The organism is Marisediminitalea sp. (assembly GCF_984433645.1).
This window is the reverse complement of the sequence record NZ_CFIDRX010000001.1, coordinates 1-22,001: the sequence shown is the minus strand read 5'-3', so window position 1 is coordinate 22,001 and position 22,001 is coordinate 1. Positions and strand designations below refer to the sequence as shown.

The 22,001-nt window shown below is 50.3% G+C and carries 15 protein-coding genes; 2 read left to right on the top strand and 13 right to left on the bottom strand.

All coding sequences use genetic code 11. From position 1 onward, the window contains the following. Both bglB and AC4MRN_RS00070 read right to left on the bottom strand, forming a co-directional pair. Nucleotides 1–1,107 carry a beta-galactosidase BglB gene (gene bglB, locus AC4MRN_RS00075; RefSeq protein WP_073318134.1) on the bottom strand — a complete coding sequence of 369 codons (1,107 nt, stop codon included), beginning with the start codon at nucleotides 1,105–1,107 and terminating at the stop codon, nucleotides 1–3. A 292-nt stretch (nucleotides 1,108–1,399) separates the two neighbouring features. Next, entirely contained in the window at nucleotides 1,400–4,120 is a 2,721-nt protein-coding gene (locus tag AC4MRN_RS00070) for an exo-rhamnogalacturonan lyase family protein (protein WP_491202150.1), read from the bottom strand. 222 nt (nucleotides 4,121–4,342) lie between these two features. Here AC4MRN_RS00070 and AC4MRN_RS00065 point away from each other — a divergent pair, with 222 nt between their 5' ends. Continuing rightward, nucleotides 4,343–5,116 carry a DUF1961 family protein gene (locus AC4MRN_RS00065; RefSeq protein WP_491202149.1) on the top strand — a complete coding sequence of 258 codons (774 nt, stop codon included), beginning with the start codon at nucleotides 4,343–4,345 and terminating at the stop codon, nucleotides 5,114–5,116. Here AC4MRN_RS00065 and AC4MRN_RS00060 read toward each other — a convergent pair. The 11 genes from AC4MRN_RS00060 to AC4MRN_RS00010 all read right to left on the bottom strand — a co-directional run bounded on the left by AC4MRN_RS00060 (nucleotide 5,103) and on the right by AC4MRN_RS00010 (nucleotide 20,721). Then, nucleotides 5,103–5,480: a hypothetical protein gene (locus AC4MRN_RS00060; protein ID WP_491202148.1), complete on the bottom strand. Its 378-nt coding sequence runs from the start codon at nucleotides 5,478–5,480 to the stop codon at nucleotides 5,103–5,105. The two genes, AC4MRN_RS00065 and AC4MRN_RS00060, sit on opposite strands and share 14 nt — an antisense overlap. A 64-nt stretch (nucleotides 5,481–5,544) precedes the next feature. After that, nucleotides 5,545–5,859 carry an L-rhamnose mutarotase gene (rhaM, locus tag AC4MRN_RS00055; RefSeq protein WP_073318145.1) on the bottom strand — a complete coding sequence of 105 codons (315 nt, stop codon included), beginning with the start codon at nucleotides 5,857–5,859 and terminating at the stop codon, nucleotides 5,545–5,547. A 2-nt stretch (nucleotides 5,860–5,861) separates the two neighbouring features. Beyond that, nucleotides 5,862–7,997 carry a beta-galactosidase gene (locus AC4MRN_RS00050; protein ID WP_491202147.1) on the bottom strand — a complete coding sequence of 712 codons (2,136 nt, stop codon included), beginning with the start codon at nucleotides 7,995–7,997 and terminating at the stop codon, nucleotides 5,862–5,864. Between the two features lie 95 nt (nucleotides 7,998–8,092). Next, complete coding sequence (locus tag AC4MRN_RS00045) at nucleotides 8,093–11,095, bottom strand: TonB-dependent receptor (protein WP_255051856.1); 3,003 nt, start codon at nucleotides 11,093–11,095, stop codon at nucleotides 8,093–8,095. A gap of 381 nt (nucleotides 11,096–11,476) precedes the next feature. Further along, nucleotides 11,477–12,331 carry a sugar phosphate isomerase/epimerase family protein gene (locus AC4MRN_RS00040; protein ID WP_491202146.1) on the bottom strand — a complete coding sequence of 285 codons (855 nt, stop codon included), beginning with the start codon at nucleotides 12,329–12,331 and terminating at the stop codon, nucleotides 11,477–11,479. Further along, entirely contained in the window at nucleotides 12,328–13,899 is a 1,572-nt protein-coding gene (locus tag AC4MRN_RS00035; RefSeq protein WP_491202145.1) for a rhamnogalacturonan acetylesterase, read from the bottom strand. Before AC4MRN_RS00035 ends, AC4MRN_RS00040 begins: the two co-directional genes overlap by 4 nt. 28 nt (nucleotides 13,900–13,927) lie before the next feature. Next, nucleotides 13,928–14,929 carry a GDSL-type esterase/lipase family protein gene (locus tag AC4MRN_RS00030; protein ID WP_491202144.1) on the bottom strand — a complete coding sequence of 334 codons (1,002 nt, stop codon included), beginning with the start codon at nucleotides 14,927–14,929 and terminating at the stop codon, nucleotides 13,928–13,930. Between the two features lie 235 nt (nucleotides 14,930–15,164). After that, nucleotides 15,165–16,154: a glycoside hydrolase family 43 protein gene (locus tag AC4MRN_RS00025; protein ID WP_491202143.1), complete on the bottom strand. Its 990-nt coding sequence runs from the start codon at nucleotides 16,152–16,154 to the stop codon at nucleotides 15,165–15,167. A gap of 219 nt (nucleotides 16,155–16,373) precedes the next feature. Next, the gene (ilvA, locus tag AC4MRN_RS00020) at nucleotides 16,374–17,918 is read right to left on the bottom strand and encodes a threonine ammonia-lyase, biosynthetic (RefSeq protein ID WP_073318173.1); all 1,545 of its coding nucleotides are present in this window, start codon (nucleotides 17,916–17,918) and stop codon (nucleotides 16,374–16,376) included. Next, nucleotides 17,915–19,765 (bottom strand): dihydroxy-acid dehydratase, encoded by a 1,851-nt coding sequence (gene ilvD / locus AC4MRN_RS00015; RefSeq protein WP_073318176.1) that lies wholly within the window; start codon nucleotides 19,763–19,765, stop codon nucleotides 17,915–17,917. The genes ilvA and ilvD overlap by 4 nt, the downstream gene beginning before the upstream one ends. 23 nt (nucleotides 19,766–19,788) lie before the next feature. Next, the gene (locus tag AC4MRN_RS00010; RefSeq protein ID WP_073318179.1) at nucleotides 19,789–20,721 is read right to left on the bottom strand and encodes a branched-chain amino acid transaminase; all 933 of its coding nucleotides are present in this window, start codon (nucleotides 20,719–20,721) and stop codon (nucleotides 19,789–19,791) included. Nucleotides 20,722–21,244: 523 nt separating this feature from the next. On the opposite strand from AC4MRN_RS00010, the gene AC4MRN_RS00005 reads away from it, so the two are divergent. After that, a partial coding sequence (locus AC4MRN_RS00005) for a magnesium chelatase domain-containing protein (protein WP_491202142.1) occupies nucleotides 21,245–22,001 on the top strand: 757 nt, incomplete at its 3' end.

Here is a 22,001-nt window from a genome sequence, read left to right as displayed (position 1 = left end):
TTAAATGTAGGCGTTCATAAATTCAACCAGGGCGAGGATCGCCATGGACTGGCCATACGGCATGGAAGTCAGCGGAATATCGCGGTAACCCTGCAGATCATCAAATACCGGAGTACCAAATGACACCTGCTGTAATTCACCGGTTTCGTCGATGTTTTCCAATACCGCTTTAATGGCTTTGATGGCACATGGGGCGTATTCGTCGCTGATGTAGCCCTTGCGAACCGCTTTCAAAATGCCGTAGGCAAAACCGGCTGCCGCTGACGCCTCCAGATACGAGTCCGGGTCGTCCAGCAATGTGTGCCAAAGGCCGCCCTCGTGCTGCGTTTCCACCAACGCTTTAACCTGGGCTTCCAGTGTTTCAATCAGGAACATACGCAGACCATCTGTCTCTGGCAGATCCAGCAATTCAATAAATTCAGGGATAGCGATAGTGACCCAGCAGTTACCTCGCGCCCACAAAGCGTCGGCGAAGTTATGGCGGCCATCGAAGGTCCAGCCATGGAACCACAGGCCCGTTTTGCGATCGGCCAGGTATTTGATGTGCAGCATGAACTGGCGTTTAGCTTCTTCAACATAGTGAGGGCGGTCTAACAACAAGCCAATTTTAGCCAGAGGCAGCACGCTCATCATTAGCGTGTCATCCCACATTTGCTGATAATTTTCAGAGTTGAACACGATATGTTGAATACCGTTTTCTTCGGTACGCGGAATACCGTCCATGATCCACTCCGCCCACACGTCAAGGTACGGCAAATAGCTGCGGTTACCGCTGCGTTCCTGCATGTAAGCCAGGGTTAAAAACGGCGACATGGTGTTCACATTTTTGGTTGGAGTACCTTCTGCGAAACGGTTCTTGAACCATTCTTCAATGATCTCGCGGGCCTTGTCGTCACCGGTGATATCCCAGTACTTCAAAAGGCCGTATAAACCAACGCCATGGGTCCATTCCCAGTCGTTCCAGCCTTTGGTATCGATAACCCGACCGTCTTCCAGTTTTAACAGAAACTCGCCGGTTTCATCGGTAATATTTACCAGGTTGTCGATGAGTTTATCTATGCTTTGACGAACCGTTGCGTAGGCAATATCGTGGGCTGTTGCTGGCATGTTGAATCCTTTACCTTACAAAGTGTTAATGCGTATCAGGGTCAGTGTCGGAAGAAGAGAGAACAAGCGACACGTCACCTAAAAGTTTCAAATAGGGTGAATCTGTTTCAATAAGTTAACTCTACACGAATTCACATATTGTTAACGTCGTTTAACGTTTTTGTTTCATATGCGAAATTCTTTTTCTTGATTGAACTTTTCGATAAACGTAGTGACTGCGTAAGCCCTGCAAAACGCAGGTAAGCCACAGGCTAACTGTTCATATAGAACAGCGCCTGCAGCGGGCACAACGCTAGTCCAGTGCATCGCCAACCAGGGCTAAGTTCTGAATGGCAGCCAGCCCCCATTGTGATGCATCATTGGTAGAAATCCACGGCGCCTCATCGATGGGATTGAGCACATCCGGCCCTGCTACGTGAGCTGTTTGCAAGCGGCTGGAAATACCCGTTTTTCCTGCAAACTCCTGCTTGGCGTCAAACTCTTTCCAGGCGCGCTTCGCGAGTTGCTTATCACCAGAATGGTACGCGGTGTAAGCCGTCAAGCGGGAATGCGCCGCTTTAAGGTTAGGTCGCTTGGACATGCCCAACTCTGCTTCCTGAGTTTGCGCATCGGCGTTGTACAAACGGCCATACTCCATCCAGGCTTGTTTGTAAGCAGGCATATCAATGAGCTGATTGAGTTCAGTGTTTATTTCCATGAGTCCGAAAACCGAGCTCAAGTGCGATATAGACGGTTTATCCAGGTCGTAGGACAGCAGTTTTTGCGCATCGACATCATAGCCAAAAGCCCCGGCAAAGAAGCCTAGCGGGTGTTCACCGATTTCCTTCATAGCGGCCACCAGACGATCGCGATACTGCGTATCACCGGTGCGCTCCCAGGCTGTCAGCCAGTTTGCTGCCGTTGATCCCCAGTCGGTACCCACACCAATCTTGGCCATACCCGGCATAGGATTTTCCCGGGCTACCTTACGGGTAGGATTTAATACGCCCAGCGCCTTGTCTGCATTAATGACTTCATTTAACACATCCCCGGTGCGGTCATCACCGGTAATGTAGTAGTGGAAGCGGCGGTATGCTGCGGTACTAATACGCAACTGTTTGGCGCTGCAGCCCCAATGCTGTACGTTGTGGCGTGTCCCTAAGCCTTTGAATTCACCCGCGTGATAAATATCCACGTCACGGTTGTGACGGGTCATATTTTCTGCTAGGTGGAAGGTAGTTGGGTCGCCGGTTCGCAAGAACGAATACCACAGCCATAAATCAGGCGATAGCTCAGAGTTATCCCAGGCGTAACCCCCTATGTCATAGCGCCACACGTGACGATCAGTATCGTAGGTGTGCATCACATCGCCGAAATTCCAGAACCCGTACCAATGACGTTGGTCGACCTGTGAGCAGTAATACTTCACCTGAAAATCCAAGCGGTCTTCAATGGCTGCTTTCGCTGGTGACGAGCGGTCGGGCAGGGTCCAAAGACCGCCAAACACACCGGCATTCAGGTAATCTTGCGGCGCTGCAACCACCTGAGGCGCCTGGCTGATATACCTTGCCATGGCGACGGTTTGCTCGCGAGAAGGCGTACTGTCCATGATGCCAAGCGTGAAGTCAGTTGTGCGCGCTACCCCATAAGCCGAACCAAAACCCGGCTCATAGTCTTCATAAATAATGTTCAGGGCATCAAGCTGTTTGTCGTAAGTATCCTGGCCCATGCCATCGTGGTAGAAACGCACATCCATTGCAGGGGCTTCCGGCGACCAGAACCACAGGGTCGCTTCAGCCAGGTCGGAGCCCGCGTTACGCACATCCACCTGTACCGGGTGAAGCTGCCAGAAATCTCGCATACCAAATAATACGCCACCAGAGGTACCGCCAATATAAGTTGTGCCGTTGGCACGTTGCCCCTGATCGGAGTCAATCCAGGCATGACCGGGTTTAGTGCGTTTACGAATGGCAAAACCATTGGCCGACAGTTGCGAGAGCGTAAAGTCGTTCCACACCGGAATGTAGTGCATTCGACTGCTAACCCGTTCATCCCATTCGCTGAGCGGCGGGGTAGCTACACCCGCAATTTGCGCATCGCGTACTGATTGCCCCGGGTCACGACGCAGACCAGTGATGCCTTTTACACCTTCGCCCCACAAGCCATCATTCTGACCCACAAAACGAATGTGGCGGTTATACAATTCATCGCGCTGTACCACGTTAAAACGCAGGCCCAGGCCGCGAATAAAGTCTTTGTGATCATCGCCATCATAAATAAATGTGTGGCTGATTTTTACGGTTTCCGCACCGGCATACGCATAAATTCGCAACGTAAACGGCAACCAGCTTCGGCCTGACTCGGTAGTTTGCTTACCTTCGATTTTAATGACTGAGCGCACTGGCCCTTGCTGTTCAATCGTGACGGCATCAACAGAAGACGTAAACGCCGTAACACTGGCTGGTGATTCCGGTGTATTTTCCGGTGCGTCCTGTACCAGGCCAACCAGTCGGGCAGACCGGCCTATGACGTTGCCATTGCGGTGCATCTCGCTAATGATGTCCTGGCCGGATTTGGCGATTTGCAGGCTAATCACACCGGTATTCACCACGACGTTGCCAGCCTGCTCTACAACACTCACTGCGGCTTTGGGGCTAGCCGGCTTGCCTTTAATAATTTTGAACTGTTCCCCTGGCTGACTGCCAGCGGGTATAGCGTGGGCCGTCCACTTAATACTGCCATCCGGCCAATATGCCGTCGGCCAGCTCTGCAGCGGAATGGGAGTCCCCTGTTCGCTAATTAGCGTTAAAGGTTCGCCCTTTTTCAATTCACCTTCTGCCCAGGGATGACCCCAGGTGGCACCGCCTTGATAATCCGGCGCGTTGCCGTCTACCCAGCTCAGTGTGCCAGGTATACGCTTAACTGTTGGCAGTGGCATGTCATTTACAGAGGTTACCGCACACCCTGTGGCCGATAACGCCAACGGCAAAGACGCAGCAATACCGCTTTGCTTCAAAAAGGCACGTCTATCCATATTTGTTCTCCAACTGCTTGTTCTTGGTTATCGACTTAAATCGTCATTCTGTGATTGACACTATGAATGAAGTTGAGCGACTTTTTAAATATTTGTTAATTTATGATTAATTTGTACCATAAAAGAATCAAACAACGGTATTTTGCGATGAATAAATTGGTTTGATTGATTCAGATATGAAACTGGCTCACAGTGCCCAAAAACAACAACGGGATATTCCAAATGCGACAACCTATTAGCCGTCTATTTTCTGCATTTTTATTAATCGGTAGCCTGGCTGGTTGTCAGTCTGCGTCGACCAATGCAATGGCCAGCGCTGAGAACAATCCGCACAAAGGCAGGTTGATATATCACAACCCAATGAATGCACCTGAGGCCGTTGCCGACTGGATAATGGAAGGGCCGGGTGAAGTTACATTTAGTGATGGCTGGATGCGTATGTATTCGCCTGATCAGGCCATGCATCACGTTTTTTGGGCGCCAGTGCAACTACCAGACAGCTTTGTTGCCGAGTGGCAGGCACAGTCACTCAATGACGAAGCCGGGCTGGTGATTGTGTTCTTTGCGGCAAAAGGAGAGAACGGGGAAAACATCTTCGACCCGGCTTTGCCTGCCAGAGACGGGACGTTTACCCAGTACACCGAGGGCGCTATACGCAGCTACCACATTTCCTATTACGCCAATGCGGCGCACAACCCGGATAGGGGACATGCTAACCTGCGTAAAAACAATACGTTTAGCCTGCTACAGCAGGGGCAGGTAGGGATCCCAACCGACTCAACGAAAGTACATCAGATTCGTTTGATTAAGCGTCGGGCCCATATTCAGCTGTACGTTGATGACCGCCTGGTAATCGATTACACAGACAATCAACCGGTTGTTGACGGGGTTGATACCGGCCCCGCCTTAACCAACGGCTGGCTTGGATTCAGGCAAATGAAATGGACTGACTTTCAGTATCGGTCACTCCGCATCTGGACGCTTACAGACGCTTAAGCAGCGCCTCGTAAGCGGCGTTGTCCTGCTGCTTTAATCGCATCAGGTCAACTTCAATTTTCTCGGCCAGGGTGTGCTGCTTGATGGCATTGATGTCGTCAGCCATTTTACGCAAAGATGCAATCGCGTCGCCCGGCTCACCGTCGGCCAGTTCCAGTACCGCCTGTGTGATCTTACCCAGTTGCTTGCCATAGCTGGCCACCTGGGTAACCACGGCTTTCTCAATTGCAGAGTCGCCAGCCAGGTTAATTTCGTATTGCGGGGAAAACCAGGTCGTTGTTGGAGAGATGTCTTTTACATCGCCACTGAGTGGCCAGTGCCAGATAAACGGATTAAACGAAAAAGGGTTAGTCAGACTTTTCATGCGCCACACTCCATATGGGTTATACCCGGATTGTAGCGCATACTGTTTATTATTTATACAAGGGTTATTCGAGATGAAAAACCTTTGTGAGTGGTGTTACCACCGGGCTGTTATCCGGGTTGTGCGCCATAATGTCGCCCATATAAGCCCACCATTTTTGCATTACCGCTGTAGCGGGCAGCGCATCCATAGTGTGATCATCTTTGCGCCACAGTACGGCGAAGAGCTGTAATGTGTCTGGATGCAGGAAAATAGAATAGTCTTCGATACCCGCTTTTTTTAGCTCATCGACCAGCTCTGGCCAAATTTCATCATGGCGTTTTTCGTACTCGGCTTCACAACCGGGATTTAACTGCATTACAAACGCGATTTTTTCCATTGTCAGACTCCTGTTACCTGAATGACATGCTGTGTATAACCGTCCAAACTCAATGTTCCGCCAAGTGACTTGCCCGTGAACACATCAATGGCCTCCTTTGGTAGCGATACGCTGCGTTTGTCTGCCAGCATATTCAGAACGATCCAGATCTTTTGCCCCCGATTATTAGTGCGCGGCACAATCACTACGCCTGACGGCGTATCTGCAAGGCGCGAAATACCAGCCTCGCCGGCATAATGATGAATCAGGGTATTGAGCATGTCGTCTTTGTTGTCGCCGTGTGGCATTGCGCCGAGCAATACCAGCTTACCCTTGCCAATTCTGCGCTCGGTGACAAAAGCCAGCCCTTTGCCGCGACCTGCGTTAAGGGTTCCGACTACTTGTGTACCTTCGTGGGCAGTCATAGCGGCACACCAGCCACTTAGTTCACTGCTTACACCTAACAATTCGCCAGTTGCGCCGGTGCCCGTGAGCGGCATGACATACTGTGTGGTTACACCGGCCAGTTTTTCCAGTAAGCCCAATCCAGCATCGGTAGGCACCGTATGTTCTTTGCCCCGCGTACCGGTAACCGGTCCGGCTATCCATACACCGCCTTGCTCGATAAAGTCCTTTGCCCTTAGCAGAAAGCTATCGCTAACATAGGGCATAGCAGGGGTTATCAATAACTTCAGGCCGTCCAGCTCAGCGTTTTCAAAGCGCACCTCGCGATGATAGCCCAAATCCAGCACCTGTTTGTGCCACATTTCAATCACACCTCGATAGCGTGACGGAAAACCACTGCGCTTATCCAATCCTTCAGTTTCAATCATGGCCCTGGCGTGATCTGAATAGGTAATGGCAATTGGCGGTGTATCGAGGGTTGTGTCCAGTAAAATAGGCTCAAGGCGATCTTTGGCAGCGGCGACTTTTTTCACTTCACCGTAACCAATAGAAGGCGCATTCCAGGCACTTTTTACTGCACTGTGGGGCAGCTCAGCACCGGTGCGCTGTTGTCGCCACAACCAATAACAGAAGCCTTCACCGCCCAACGCGTAGATCAGGCTTGCTTCCGCTGCCAGGAAGCCTTCCGGGTGCATGGGTTGATGGTTGCCCAGCCAACCGTTGTGGGCGACACTGGTTTCCATTAGCCAAAAGGGTTTACCCGGAATAGCCGCGCGGTATAAGTCTGAACGAAAGGCCAGAGCAGACCACTGTGCCGCCGTCGGATAAGCATCATAAGACGCAAAGTCCTGAGCCAACATAGAGCGCTCATGATGGATATTAAACGCCGGGTTATCGTTGTGCGTAATCGGTAAGTCAGAATACTTACGAATAGATTCACGCTGGGCCACCATAAAGTCAGCCACGCTTTCCCGGCAGAACATTTTATACGCGGTGATAAGCGATGCGTTGTGCAAAAACGGTGTAGTGACTGACGCAGGGACTTGTTCAAACGCCGTGTAGTACTGACTCCAGATATGCGTGCCCCAGGCTTTATTCAACGCGTCGATATGCTTAAACCGCTTCTTCAACCACTTATGCCAGTTAGCAATGGCTGCATCGCTGTAGTCTTCACTAACATGCGCTTTCATTTCGTTATCGAGCTGCCAGGCAATCACCGACGGATGACGCCCTAATTCACGCGACATTCGTTCAATAATGGTAAAACAGGCTTTGCGCACGACCGGATGTTCATAGCTGGCATGCTGACGCGCGCCATGACTCATGATTTCCCCTTTGTCGTTCTTATGACATCGTTCCGGATGCCCGTGAGTTAGCCAGACAGGCGGGGTAGCGGTTGGGGTGCACAACACAACCTGAATACCCGCGGCATGCATTTTGTCCATGACGTTTTTGAACACCGAGAAATCAAAATTGCCTTGTGTAGGCTCCATAGTGGACCAGGCAAATTCGGCCATGCGCACCACATTAATGCCCAGTGACTGCATTTCTGCAATGTCGGCGTCAATATCGGCGTCAGGCCAGAGTTCAGGATAATAGGCGACACCGTGAATCAGTTTGTTCTGACGATAATAAGGCGCAGGCTCAGCGGCATTTACTGGCCCGGCAAGACTGCCAAGATGCAGGCTGACTGCTCCCAGCGCAGCACTTTTACCTGCTAAAGAAAATAGCCCTCGTCGGGAAATTGATGACATGAAGATATCCTTTCAAAAACAAAAGGGGTGCCGACATCGCACCCCTGCTTACTAACTTGTCGTTGCCGACAAATCGTTGGTATCGGATTTACTTGTTAGAACTGGTAAATCACACCCACTGAGTACTCACGACCAGACCATTGCAGGTCAGACAGACGGCGCGGGCCAGCGGTGTAAGCTTTCACTTCACCTGTCAGGTTGCGACCATCCACATAGGCACGGAAGTTTTCGTTGAAGTTATAGATAAACTTGGCATCCAAATAACCTGAGTCTTCTACAAATACCGGGTTACCCGAATTATCCGCTGCGCGAACCAGATACTCGTCGCGGTAGTTGTAAGCCATACGGAAACTCCAGTCGTCAGTTTCGTAGAACGCAGTCAGGTTATAACTGTTTTCAGACTGCGACGGGAACGGCAACTCTTCGCCAGTTAACGCGTTGAATAGGCCAACATCATCTGCACTCATGCGGGTATAGTTGATTGCACCACCCAGACCATTGAACGGTTCAGGCAACCAGGTGAAGATGGTTGACGCTTGCAGCTCAATCCCTTTAGTGGTGACCCCTGAACCATTGATTTTCTGACGAACGTCGAAGTTGCGACCGTCGTTAAAGAAATCAATGTCAAAGCGGGTTTCCGCGTTAATTACCCAACTGGTGATGTCTTTTATGAAGTACGCGCCAGAGATAATGGAGTTCTCATCCGGGTACCAGTTCAGCGCTACGTCGAACTGATTTGCACGGTATGGCTGCAGTGCAGGGTTGCCCGCTGTACAGTAATCGCGTAAATCGTCCAGCTCGTTACGCGAAGTACGGTAAATAGTACAGCTCGCATTCACGTTCAGGTCGGTGATTTTAGGACGCGACATTACCTTGGCAGTACCCATGTATAGTACTAATTCATCCTCAATAATGCCTAAGTTCAGGTTCAAACTTGGCAGGAAGTCATTGTAGTCTTCCTCAACGGTTTTACGGCCGTTGAACGTATCAGGGTGATCGGTATCTTCCACGCCTGGCAATGGCTCGCCAGTTACTTCATCAACCAAGACGTTGCCGTCTTCATCTACCTGGTCAACAATAATACGTTCAAAAACATCACCGTTCGCTGCCGTTTGCGTTTCGATATAACGGGCACCTATGTTACCCCATAAACGCATGCCAGCCAGTTCAGTCTCAAAGTTTGCCTGCAGATAAACCGCTTGTGTGTCTACCTGAACATCGTAGTTACCAGAGCGAACATCCAAATCTTCACGGGTAGTAAAGTCGTTTGCTACCGCCTGAATATCTTCAATGAACGGATAGGTATTGATTGCCTGATACGTACCAATGGTATTTACACCCAGGCTATAGCCGTCGAACAATTGAGGAGACTGGAAGGTATTACCTGTGATAAGGGCAATTTGGTCATCCATGGTCCATTCCATGCTCTCACCCGTTTCCGGGTTAGTATAAGTACGGCCTACATCACGAATGATGTTGTACTGATAATTTGCGTTTTCATAGCCTTGTGAGCGAACCTGCACACCAGCTCTTATCATGGTTACAAAATCTGAATCCGGAATGTAGCTGAAATCGAGTTTAGCCATGGTTTCTTCGGATTCGTCATGTGACGGTGCATACTTATAGCGAGCACGTGAGCGATAACTGGCCGGATCATTAACGTCGAATTTGTCAGACGTATCAGTCGGGTCATCTGGGTTATAGAAATAACCGGTGTTGAAATCCCACTCCGGCAAACCTTTCGCATTTAGATCAACTTGAACACCTGCTATACCGCTTGCTGTTACGTGTGTATCTTTTGAATCAATATCCTGCTCTGAACTCGAGTGCGCAACCAGGCCTTCAAGACGCCATGCATCACCATCGTATTCAAAACCTGTTTCGTACATTTGTGTCGTCTGGTCCCAGCCAAACTGCAAAGTACGGTTGGTAACGCCTGCAGCGCGTGTCTCAAAATAAGTGACATTATGTTGATCATCTACAATTACTGAATCAGGATCGACCCGAGCAGCAGATTGAGATTCGAGGTGCAAGTTTAAGTCTCTGGCTTCCTTATCACGCGTGTTGTAAGTGTAACCAGCATGAACCTGTAGGTTGTCGGTGAATCGATACTGAACAACAACATTGCTACTCAGGCGGTCCTCTTCACGACCCCAGATACCATATCGAGGTAACCGAGGAGAAAAGTCATACCACTGTCTTTCACATGCTGTTTGATCAGATGAGTTAACGCAATCTGCCTGATCGGTAATATCTGCAAAAGCGGCGTCGTTATAAGTCTTCTCTGGTGAATTATCGTAGTCTGCAAATCTCGCCCATTCCGTGTTTCTCAACGCATGGATCATTGTGTTTTTAGTCGACTTTGTGACGTTTACCAGTACACCCAGATCATCGTTGAATTTATACACGCCAGTAACGTTAAATTTGTTGCTTGGATCATCAATCAAATCGTTAAACTGACCTTCAGCAGAAGCTGACAGGAAGTTTTCTTTGAATTCGTTTGGCTTACGGGTGTTTACCTGAACCGTACCACCGATACCCCCTTCTGTAAGGCGGGCTTCTGAACCTTTGATTACGTCCAGTGATTTAATTAGCTCAGCGGCCATGTCACGGAAGTCTACCGCACGACTACCACCAAAACCTTGTGCCGTAACGTTGTTAACTTCTACGCGAAGCAGGCCTGGCTCTACACCACGAATACTGATTTGCTGACCTTCACCAAAATCACGGTCCAGCTGAACACCAGGGATACGCTGCAAGGCTTCACCGACGTTTTTGTCTGGGAACATACCAATGTCTTCTGCTACCAGCGAGTCAGTGATAGTACCGGCCATTTTTTTACGATCCAGAGCGCTACGCTGACTGAATCGAATACCTTTAACCTCGATAACTTCTGTCGTTTCTTCTGCATTCTCTTGCTGCTCCGCGGCTTGGGCGGCAGGCTTGGTAGCCGTTGACGCTTCCTGAGCCCAAACAGGCGCGCTTGCAAAACAAGCGCCGGTAAGCAGGATAGTAGAAATGCTATTCGCGATAAGCTTACGCGTTGCAGGTAATGAACCTTGCGTGTGTGTGATGTTGCGTTCCGTGACGTTTTTCATTGTGACCTCGTTCTCTATTCAAAGACTGGTTTGCACCAACCCGAGTAAACATATTTTTAATCTTTTGTTTACATCTGTTTTGCATGCTAGTGACTGGGGGTGTATTCCGTCAACACGAAAACCATCAAATTCAGTCACGATTCAGCACCTATAATCAAAAAATTTCATATTTGAATTTATCGCTTCGATAAAACCGTAAATTCATCGTAAAATTTGTTGATCTCGTCCTTGTTTTTGTTCTATTTCGCTTTCCTGTATTCCCATAAAATTACTATGGCTATATTGCTATACCCCTTATAAAACGGGGATTTTTAACTTCATCCATTGCCACATTTCAGGTGAAGTACGCACAAACCTTTCTCCAATGGCTTGTGCGCATGATTAGTCAGTTTGGGTCTCTGCCTCTGCGATAAAGTGCAGAATTTGCCCCACATTTTGCTGATTAGTACTCTCTAAAATCACATGCACATGAGGCTTTTTTTGCTTCAACAGACTGAATAAATGCACGTGATCCATCTCGCCGGTACCAGACGGAAGATCGCCGGCTTTTTGGCCGTCTTCTTTAACAAAGTCCTTACAATGAATGGCAACAATACGGTCTCCAAACGCGTCGAAGGCATCGTCCATTAAACGCTGTTGTTCATCGCATTCCGTAAGTGGAAAGAAATTCACCGGGTCATAAATGACTTTGACGTTCGGTGAGTCAACCGCATCCAGCAAGGCGGTCATGCGCTCATAGGTGTTAATGGTGTGGTGGTGCGCTACGCCTTCGATGCCGACAAAGACGCCATGACGCTCAGCAACGCTTGCCAGACGCTTTACGCTAACGACCAATTCGTCGAATGCGGCCTGGGTGTGATTGTCAGGATGATAGGTGCAATCAGCATTGCGCGAACCGGTTTCGGTGCCAACGATGGCGCAACCAAAGTCCCGCGCAAACTGGAGATGTTCTTCAAAACGTTGAAGAGACAACTCGCGCTCTACCGGGTCAGGATGAATAGGGTTGATATAGCACCCCAGTACGGCAATATTAATGTCCTGCTCGGCGAACACATCACGAACATAGTTGCCGAACCCCGGACTGATTTGACCGGGCTGCTCTAAAATGAACGGAAATGATTTTGGCAGTGCCAACTGCACACAGTTAACCGGGAATTGGCCAATGCGCTCAGCAATCTCTTTCACGCTGCCTTGGCCGTAGTCATGGGCGCGCACCCCAATATTGATCTGACTCATTTTGCCTCCACCGATACAGCCTCTACTACATCAAGGCCAAGCATGGGCGCCAGTTGACGCGCAACAATGCCAGCCGTGTCTATCGCCCCGGCTTTGCTGGTATGTGTGCGTGCATCGCCAAACATTTCATCCACTGCTTCCGGACCGAGTTCGTCATAGCGCGCTGCAACCAGCGCATGTAAATCAATGAATGGAGTCTGACTTTGTCGGGCTACCTGCGCAGCCCATTGGGGATAGCTGTTTTCAGCCCTTGCAATGCGCTTGCTATCGTCCACCCAAACCTTGCGGGGAACCGGAGAGCAAATAACCGGGATAACGCCTCTGGCTCGGGCTTCTCCAACCATTTTGCGTAGGTAAGCACCGTAGGAATACACGGTTTCGCGTTGGCCCGTCAGCATGTTGTCGATGGTTTGCTGCTCGTGACCAATGCCTTTAATTGTGCCGCGGGCGCGACTATCGTCATTTAAAGCCCCTGCGTCGTTGTGACCAAACTGAATTAACACGATGTCGCCGGGATTCATCATATTCAGGGCCCGTTGCCAATGCCCCTGGGTAATGAAGGTGCGGCTGGACAACCCACCGACCGCGCGATTTACAAAATTAACAGGCGGATGACCCAGCCAGTCGGCAACAAAATCGCCCCAGCCCCATTGGCCATCGCGACCATCACCCCAGCCGTTGCGCACGGTGGAATCCCCGACCATAAATACGCTGCGGCGACGGGCATCAGGTACTACAGGCAAGCGTACAAACGTCCAGTCATAGGCATTAACCGCCCTGCCTTTGTCTGAATACAAGTCGTCTGCCAGGGTAGGGCGCATGCCTTTGAGTGCGGCCACGACCAAACGGGCGTGCAAGTCAGCACCCTCATTGTGATAGTGAGTATGATCTTTGGGATACAATGCCGCGGCTGCCGTTTTACCGAGTAACTCCAGTTCGTCTGCAGCTGCATTGGTTAAATCGATAAAGGGTGTACCCAGTTCCCAGGCCAATTGATATGTCCAATACCCGTACTGGCCCGAGCCACGCTCAATTCTGTGACCCTGCCACAGGTTTCGCACTGTCAGAGACGCTAACACGGGTGTCGCTTGTTTCGCCTGTACTTCAGCCACCATTTGACGAATGTAATGACCAAAAGAGAATACACGTTCCTGCTTACCTGTTAGCTGATTAACGATATCAACGAAGTCGTCACCAATACCAGGCAGCGTGCCTCGCGCACGGCGGTTGTCGTTTACCGGACTGCCATCGTTATGGCCAAATTGAATAATTACCACATCTCCTGCGCGCACGTCGTCAATCAACGCCTGCCACAAGCCTTCCGCCATGAACGTACGCGTACTTCGTCCGCCACGAGCGCGGTTATCCACCGTTACCGTTTTGCTATCAAAGTAAGCTTTAAAGGGTTCACCCCAACCCTGATGATCGGCGTTGCTATAGCTTGCGGCTGTGGAGTCTCCCGCGATGAAAATAGTGGCAGGCTTCAGTTCTGCGTGTTCTTTTGCCACGCTTACGCCACTGATGAATAACAAAGGCAGAAACAGCGCCTTAATTAACATTGACTTCATAATGATTGTTGTCCTTTTTCCTGCCGCTCTAGCGCAACGCCTGCGCAAGCGGTAAGTCCTGTTGCTTAATTGCATCAATGATTAGATCAGCAAACACCCGCGCACCTGCTTCGTTGGTATGCGTGCGGTCTTTGGAAACGAAATAGGCCTGCGCCTTCGCCTGACCCAGTGGCGCTGCCCAGCGGTTGGACAGGGTAAGCAAATCGATGTAGGGCACATTTTCACGCTTCGCTATACCAGCCAGCGCGGCGGGAATATCCAGTTGAGGCCACTGATGCTGTTTTTCCAGGGCAATCCCATGATTGCGGATCATTGGCGAAATCAGTATCGGCTGCGCATCCCTTGAACGAATGAAGTGTATAAGGTCTTCAAGGCGCTGCTCATACACGTTTTGGGGTGTTTTCTTGTCGTTGTGACCCAGCTGTATCAGTACCACATCGTTGCGGGTTAGCTGATTAGCAATTGGCTTGAGTAACTCGCCATCAAGGGTATTGAACGCTTCAGTGCCTTCACCAGAATCGGCATAATTAACAATCGATACCGTGTCGTTGAAATACGCTGGCAGTACTTGTCCCCAACCGCTAAAGCGATTCATGGCAGGCTTGTCCCACTGAGGGTTTTGGTCACACACCGTAGAATCACCAATTACAAACACCTGCTGAATGGGGGTGACCGGAGTAACCTCAATGTTTTCGATGCCATCCAGTCCATTGGGTAGCCACAACGTGGCACCCGGCAAGCCTTCGTAGGTGTCATGCTGGATAGGCTGACCGTCAGGCTGGCGCGTGTTGACTGTAAAGCTAAGTACCTGTGACCCACGGTTCACTGCTGCACCGCTAAGTTCACTATCGAACATTAGACGACGTGATTCCGCGTACACCGATAAATCGTTCACGTTGCTGTGGGTAATTTTAAATGCGTAGTGGAGTGGCGCATTGTCAGTCCCCAATTCCGGAAAATGGCATGCCAGAGGCGTATCACCCGACGCCGGCAAACACATAGCCTGCAACTCAGCGGCATTGTAATTCATTGTTAGCTCAGAAGGCGCTTTGGTTCCCGTGCTGCATGCCGTAAGACTGCTGACAATTGCGACCAAAGAAGCTGAAAATTGAAGCGGTTTTCGCCACATCATGTAAAACCCTAATTAACAAGATGTAAAAACCTTAACACCCGGGCGAAAACCCTCAAATACCGTCACGGCGTTAAGCTCCACATATCAAAAAAATGTCCCGTATTTGAAACAAACTGAAAGCGCACCTGTGGGGTTACAGGTTGTTCACCAAACGTCGGGGTACCGCCAGCACGGATCCGTGACGGGTACCCGTTGGCAAGTTGAGTTGAGGTGTCAGGTTCTCCCACTCTGAAAAATCCTGAGTTCGCATGACACCAAAGCTATGATCAATGTATTGGTCGAAGTACACGTAAAACCAGCCCTGCCAGAACACAATGGCAGGCCCTTCCACCCATACGCCGTCCGGGGTAAAAGGCGCAGAGCGGGGTTGCCATGGACGTTCTATGCCATCGGCTCGGGTCACAAACAGATTCTTCGCTGGCGGGTACCGGGTTTCTTCTTTCGCGACCATGACGTACTCATCGTTGGCTCGCACAATTGCCGCATCAATCACATTAAAACCGGGTTCATAAAACAGCTGGGTAGGGGTATAGGTTTTGAAGTCTTTGGTGCTGGTTGCGTAAATGCGATGATCCCAACCTTTGTCTGCCTGTTTTTCTGTATCGGGATATTGACCAGGCAGCGTTGAAGCCCAGTAGATCCAATAACGTTGGGTTGGCTCGTCGTAGAATATTTCAGGTGCCCAGGCGTTCTTTGCCGACGGGAAATCCGCCATAACAGGCAAGAATTGTTGCTCACTCCAGTTTTTCAAATCAGCAGAATGCGCAATACCAATGCCTGGGTCTTCCCACCCTGAGGTCCATACCATATGGTACTGTTCATCCGGGCCTTGAATAATGACAGGATCGCGCATCAGTTTCGTGCCAACCGTGGGCGTCAGGACGCTTTCGTCCTGATTGAGAGCCTGCCAATTCAGGCCATCTTCGCTCACAGCCAGATGCAGACCGTCCTGACCATTACCGCGAAAGGACGCAAATATCAGTACCTCGTCATCGGTGGAACTGACCGTGTGTTTGTCGGACGAACCGCAAGCTGTTAACAAGCACCAACACAGCATAGCCAGGCCTATGCCAGGTAACTTACTGATTCCTTTAATACAACCGCTATTACAACCGCGCCCCATACCTGTCCTTGAACAATTTGTAATACAATTAAATATAGCAATATTTTTACGTATTTAACAAAGTTGTCAAAACTAATAATAAGTTTGTTTCAGAAATGAACAGATGTGATTTAAGTTGACTATAAGCAGCGTGAATGTTGATTGAAGTTACCGAACAGGAAGCAATACTTCACTGTTCGGTAATAAAGATAGGCGTATGATTTACCAGGCCCGTCCTGATTATGCTTTCTCAGGCTCAGACAAGAAAAACCGGTATGCTGGGTTAGCGGTGACGTCCTGATACTCGTAGTTGAGTGCCGCAACATGTTCGTCGAACGCTTCGCGGCTCTCTGGTGGAATATCGAATCCTGCTAACACCAAGCCTTCAGCCGCACCGTGATTGCGATAATGGAACAAGGTAATGTTCCAGCGCTCACCCAGCGTATTCAGGAAGTTAAGCAGGGCACCAGGGTATTCCGGGAACTCAAAGCTGAATACAACCTCGTTCAGAATCGTTGGCGGACGACCACCCACCATGTGACGTACGTGCAGTTTTGCCAGTTCGTTGTCTGACAGATCAAAACACTCGTAGCCCTTGCTGGTTAAGTCAGCAGAAAGTGCTTCGAATTCTTTGCGGCCACCGCGCAACTTAATACCCACAAAAATATGAGCCTCCGTTTCGCTGGCATATCGGTAGTTGAATTCTGTGATCGTGCGGCCGCCCAGGTATTCGCAGAACTGCTTGAACGCGCCCTGGCGTTCCGGGATTTTCACCGCAAACACCGCTTCTTTTTGTTCACCTAATTCACACCGTTCTGACACATAACGCAGCGTATGGAAATTAGTATTAGCACCACACAGGATACCGCCCAGCTTCTGGCCGGAAATATTGTGCTCATTCACGTATTTGCGAATAGCTGCAATCGACATTGCGCCAGCAGGTTCTGCAATCACACGGGTGTCATCAAAAATATCTTTGATCGCCGCACAGATTTCGTCATTGGTGACCGTCATCACTTCGTCGATGTACTGATTACACAGGCGGAAGGTTTCGCTGCCCATGAGTTTTACCGCGACACCGTCGGCAAAAATACCCACCGTAGGTAAACTGACCGGCTCGCCTGCTGCTTTTGCTGCAGCAAAACACGCCGACTCTTCTGACTCGACCGCAATCAATTTAATGTCTGGTTTTAGTTGCTTCAGGTACACCGCAATGCCGGCTGCCAGACCACCACCACCAACAGCGATAAACAAGGTATCGATGTTAGGGTTTTGCTCAAGCAACTCTCTGGCAACTGTGCCCTGTCCCGCTATCACATCCGGGTCATCGAAAGGCGGGATAAGCGTGTAGCCATGCTCAGCACTAAGCGTACGAGCATGTTGGCTGGCGGTGTCGAAGTTAGTACCGTGCAGTACGATATTAACGTGCTGACCACCAAAACGGCGCACCGCCTCAATTTTAATATCCGGTGTAGTTTCCGGCATGACAATCGTTGCCTTAACGCCTTTCATGTTCGCCGAGTACGCAACGCCCTGGGCATGGTTACCTGCGGAGGCCGCTACCACGCCGGCGTTCAACTGCGCTTCGGTTAAATTGGCGATACGATTATAAGCACCGCGCAATTTAAACGACTTAACTGGTTGCTGATCTTCCCGCTTCAGGAATACCTCGTTGCCCAGCTCGGCGGTTAATCGCGACAACAACACCAGGTCGCTGTTTACCGCGACATCGTATACCGGTGCCAGCAGGATCTTTTTCAGATAGTCGATATCACTGACGGTCATAGATCTTCCAGTTTCGACGGGTCGCGCACTGCGCCTTTATCGGCACTGGTGGCTAACATAGCAAAGGTTTTCAGCGACAGGGACACTTCACGCTGACGGCTCACAGGGCGCCATGGACGCTCGCTGGCTTCCATTGCGGCTCTTCGCGCATCCAGCTCAACATCGGTAATGGCAATGTTGATAGTGCGATTAGGGATATCAATTTCAATGGTATCGCCTTCTTGCACCAAACCAATACCTCCGCCACTCGCTGCTTCCGGCGAACAGTGGCCAATCGATAGGCCTGACGTACCGCCAGAGAAACGGCCATCGGTGATCAACGCACAAGCTTTACCTAAGCCCTTAGACTTTAAGTAGGAAGTGGGATACAGCATTTCCTGCATACCCGGGCCACCCTTCGGCCCTTCGTAGCGAATGATGACCGCATCACCCGCTTCAATTTGATCATTCAGAATACCGGCAACCGCATCGTCCTGACTTTCAAAAATACGCGCGCGACCGGTGAATTTCAGAATGGACTCATCGACCCCCGCCGTTTTCACGATACAGCCATTTTCTGCCAGGTTGCCATACAGTACAGCCAGTCCACCGTCTTTACTGTAAGCGTGTTCTAAATCACGAATACAGCCTTCACTGCGATCGGCGTCAGCCTCATCCCAACGGCAATCCTGACTAAACGCTTTGGTAGTGCGGATACCCGCTGGACCTGCGCGATAAAACTTAATCGCATCGGCGTTTTCAGGGTTCGTTATATCCCAGTCACTGATCACTTCACTAATAGTTTTACCTAACACGTGAGAACAGTCGCCGTGCAATAAGCCCGCTTTATTCAGTTCACCCAAAATACCCAGTACGCCACCGGCACGGTGAACATCTTCCATGTGGTACTTCTGCGTTGAAGGGGCCACTTTACACAAGTGCGGTACTTTTCGAGACAAGCGATCAATGTCGTCCATCGTGAATGGCACTTCGCCTTCCATTGCTGCAGCCAGTAAGTGCAGAATGGTATTGGTAGAGCCGCCCATGGCAATGTCCAGGCTCATGGCATTTTCAAACGCGCTGAAATTCGCAATGTTGCGCGGCAACGCACTGGCGTCGTCGTTTTTATACCAACGCTCACACAGTTCCACTACCAGCTCACCGGCTTTCTTGAACAGTTGCTCACGATCAGCGTGCGTGGCCAGCATTGAGCCATTGCCCGGTAGTGACAAGCCCAGCGCTTCCGTTAAGCAGTTCATGGAATTGGCGGTAAACATACCTGAACATGAACCACAGGTAGGGCACGCAGAGCGTTCAATTTCGTCGGTATCGGCGTCAGACACTTTGTCGTCGGCTGCCGCCACCATGGCATCGACCAGATCCAGTTTGATTAGCTGATCTGACAGCTTGGTTTTACCGGCTTCCATGGGACCACCCGACACAAACACCACCGGAATATTCAGGCGCATTGACGCCATTAGCATTCCCGGGGTGATCTTGTCGCAGTTAGAAATACACACAATCGCATCTGCGCAGTGGGCATTTACCATGTACTCAACCGAGTCAGCAATAATTTCACGGGACGGCAGGCTGTAAAGCATACCGCTATGCCCCATTGCGATACCGTCATCGACCGCAATAGTATTAAATTCTTTTGCAACGCCCCCGGCAGCTTCGACACTGCGAGCGACCAGTTGACCCATGTCTTTAAGGTGAACGTGGCCAGGCACAAACTGAGTGAAAGAGTTCGCAATGGCAATAATAGGCTTACCAAAGTCTCCATCTTTCATGCCGGTAGCACGCCAAAGCGCGCGCGCACCCGCCATGTTGCGGCCTTGAGTTGTGGTTGCAGATCGTAATTTAGGCATAGCGTTTCGTCCCGTTGGGGTAATTATTTATAAACCGGTGTTAACCAGTTCCATTTGTCTTCGGTAGTTCCGTTGAACAGACCAAAGAACATGTCCTGGATTTCTTTCGTGATTGGCCCACGACCGCCTTTGCCCACTGTGATGCCGTCTACACTGCTCACAGGGGTCACTTCCGCGGCTGTACCGCACATTAAGATTTCGTCGGCCAGGTACATGGCTTCACGCGGAATGTTTTCTTCGCGGATTTCATAACCCAGATCTTTCGCCAGTGTGATCACGGTGTCACGCGTGATACCCGGCAAAATAGCCGCTGTTTTAGGTGTGGTGCTGATCACGCCATTGCGGATAACAAAGATATTTTCACCCGCACCTTCACTGATGTAACCGTTGCGGTCCAGTGCAATACCTTCACCGTAGCCGTGACGACGCGCTTCCATTGAAATCAGCTGCGAAGACAGGTAGTTACCACCGGCTTTCGCACCAGTAGGCATGGTGTTGGCTGCCAAACGGTTCCATGAAGAGATACCCGCGTTCACACCGTTTTTCAGTGCTTCTTCACCCAGGTACGCACCCCACTCAAACGCCGCGATAGTGACTTCAGTTTCCTGACCAAATGGCACCTGCAAACCCATACCAATATCGCCATAAAACGCGATAGGACGGATATAGGCAGACTTCAGGTTGTTCTTAGCAATTGTGTCGATGGTCGCCTGATTGATTTCATCAAGGGTAAACGGAATCGTCATGCGATAGATTTTTGCTGAATCAAACAGACGTTGGTTGTGCTCGTTCAGGCGGAAAACACAGGTACCCTGATCCGGCGTGTTGTAGGCACGAATACCTTCAAATACCGATGAGCCGTAGTGGATTGCATGTGACATTACATGCACAGTAGCTTCTTTCCACGGAATGAGTTTACCGTTAAACCAAATAAGTTCAGCAAGTTGCTTAGCCATGACGTTTCCTTAAAAAAATACGAGTGTTGTCTTCACTCTGTAAGCGCAGTCTGCACGGGGCAAACCGCTCAAATTAATACCGCGTCAAATGATACATGAGCACAGCAATTGACCCAATGCGATAAGCCGTTTTTCACACAATTTCTGTGTAAAGTCGGCAAGGTGCGCGAATAAATTGTTTTTGGAGCACGCAAATACGTTACAAGCACCGAATCAGGGTGCAATGCATTGGCGAGGTGACGCGAGTTCGGAAAGTATTGGCTGAAGGCAACAAAGGCGTCTGGCTAAGGAACACAATTGCTGCGAGGCGTAAGAAATATCACGGATCGACGTGCATGATCAAGCCAAATCAGGCCGGGCGACGCAATTTTATACTGATGTCGAAGGCTAACTGTCGGTGTGTCAAAGCGTTATGTTGAAACGCTCGCAAACACGAATAACTGGCCTTTGGCGCAGTAGGTTCACCATGCAGAGCATTTTACACTGCGCATATGGACTAACGGCTTTAACAGGAACATACCCTATGGGGTTAGGTATAGTGTACACCCGCGCCGCAACGGGCATTGACTCTCCACGTATCAAAGTGGAAGTGCACCTGTCGAACGGTTTGCCGTCGTTTAAGCTCGTCGGCCTCGCCGAAACAGCGGTTCAGGAAGCGCGCGAACGCGTGCGCAGTGCACTGATAAACTGCGGCTTTGAATTTCCCGGGCGGCGCATTACGGTTAATCTCGCGCCCGCCGACATTCCCAAAACCGGCGGCCGCTATGACCTGGCTATCGCTTTGGGATTACTGATTGCCCTTGGATTATTGCCCCAGCAAGCCGTAGACAACTACGAAGTCATCGGCGAACTAGGGTTAAACGGCCAGCTGCGCACCGTATCGGGCCTGCTGCCCGCCGCTATGCGCTGCGCCGAAGACGAGCAATTGATGTTGTTACCTGAAGGCAACCGCGACAACATCCAGCTTGTTGATGGCCTGAAATATATTGCGGTTGAGTCGCTGATGCAGGCGTTCCTGCATTTCAGCAAACAAAAGCCTCTTCAGGTTAGTATTGCACAGTGCGACGTCGCTTTTACGCGCGTGTCCCCCAAATGGGATGACATTATTGGTCAGCAACAAGCTAAGCGCGCACTCACTATTGCCGCAGCCGGAAAGCATAATCTTCTGATGGTAGGGCCCGCTGGGACAGGTAAAAGCCTGCTGGCTAGCCGATTAGTGCAGTTGCTTCCGCCACTTACACATGAACAGGCGCTGGAAGCAGCCGCACTGTATTCGATAA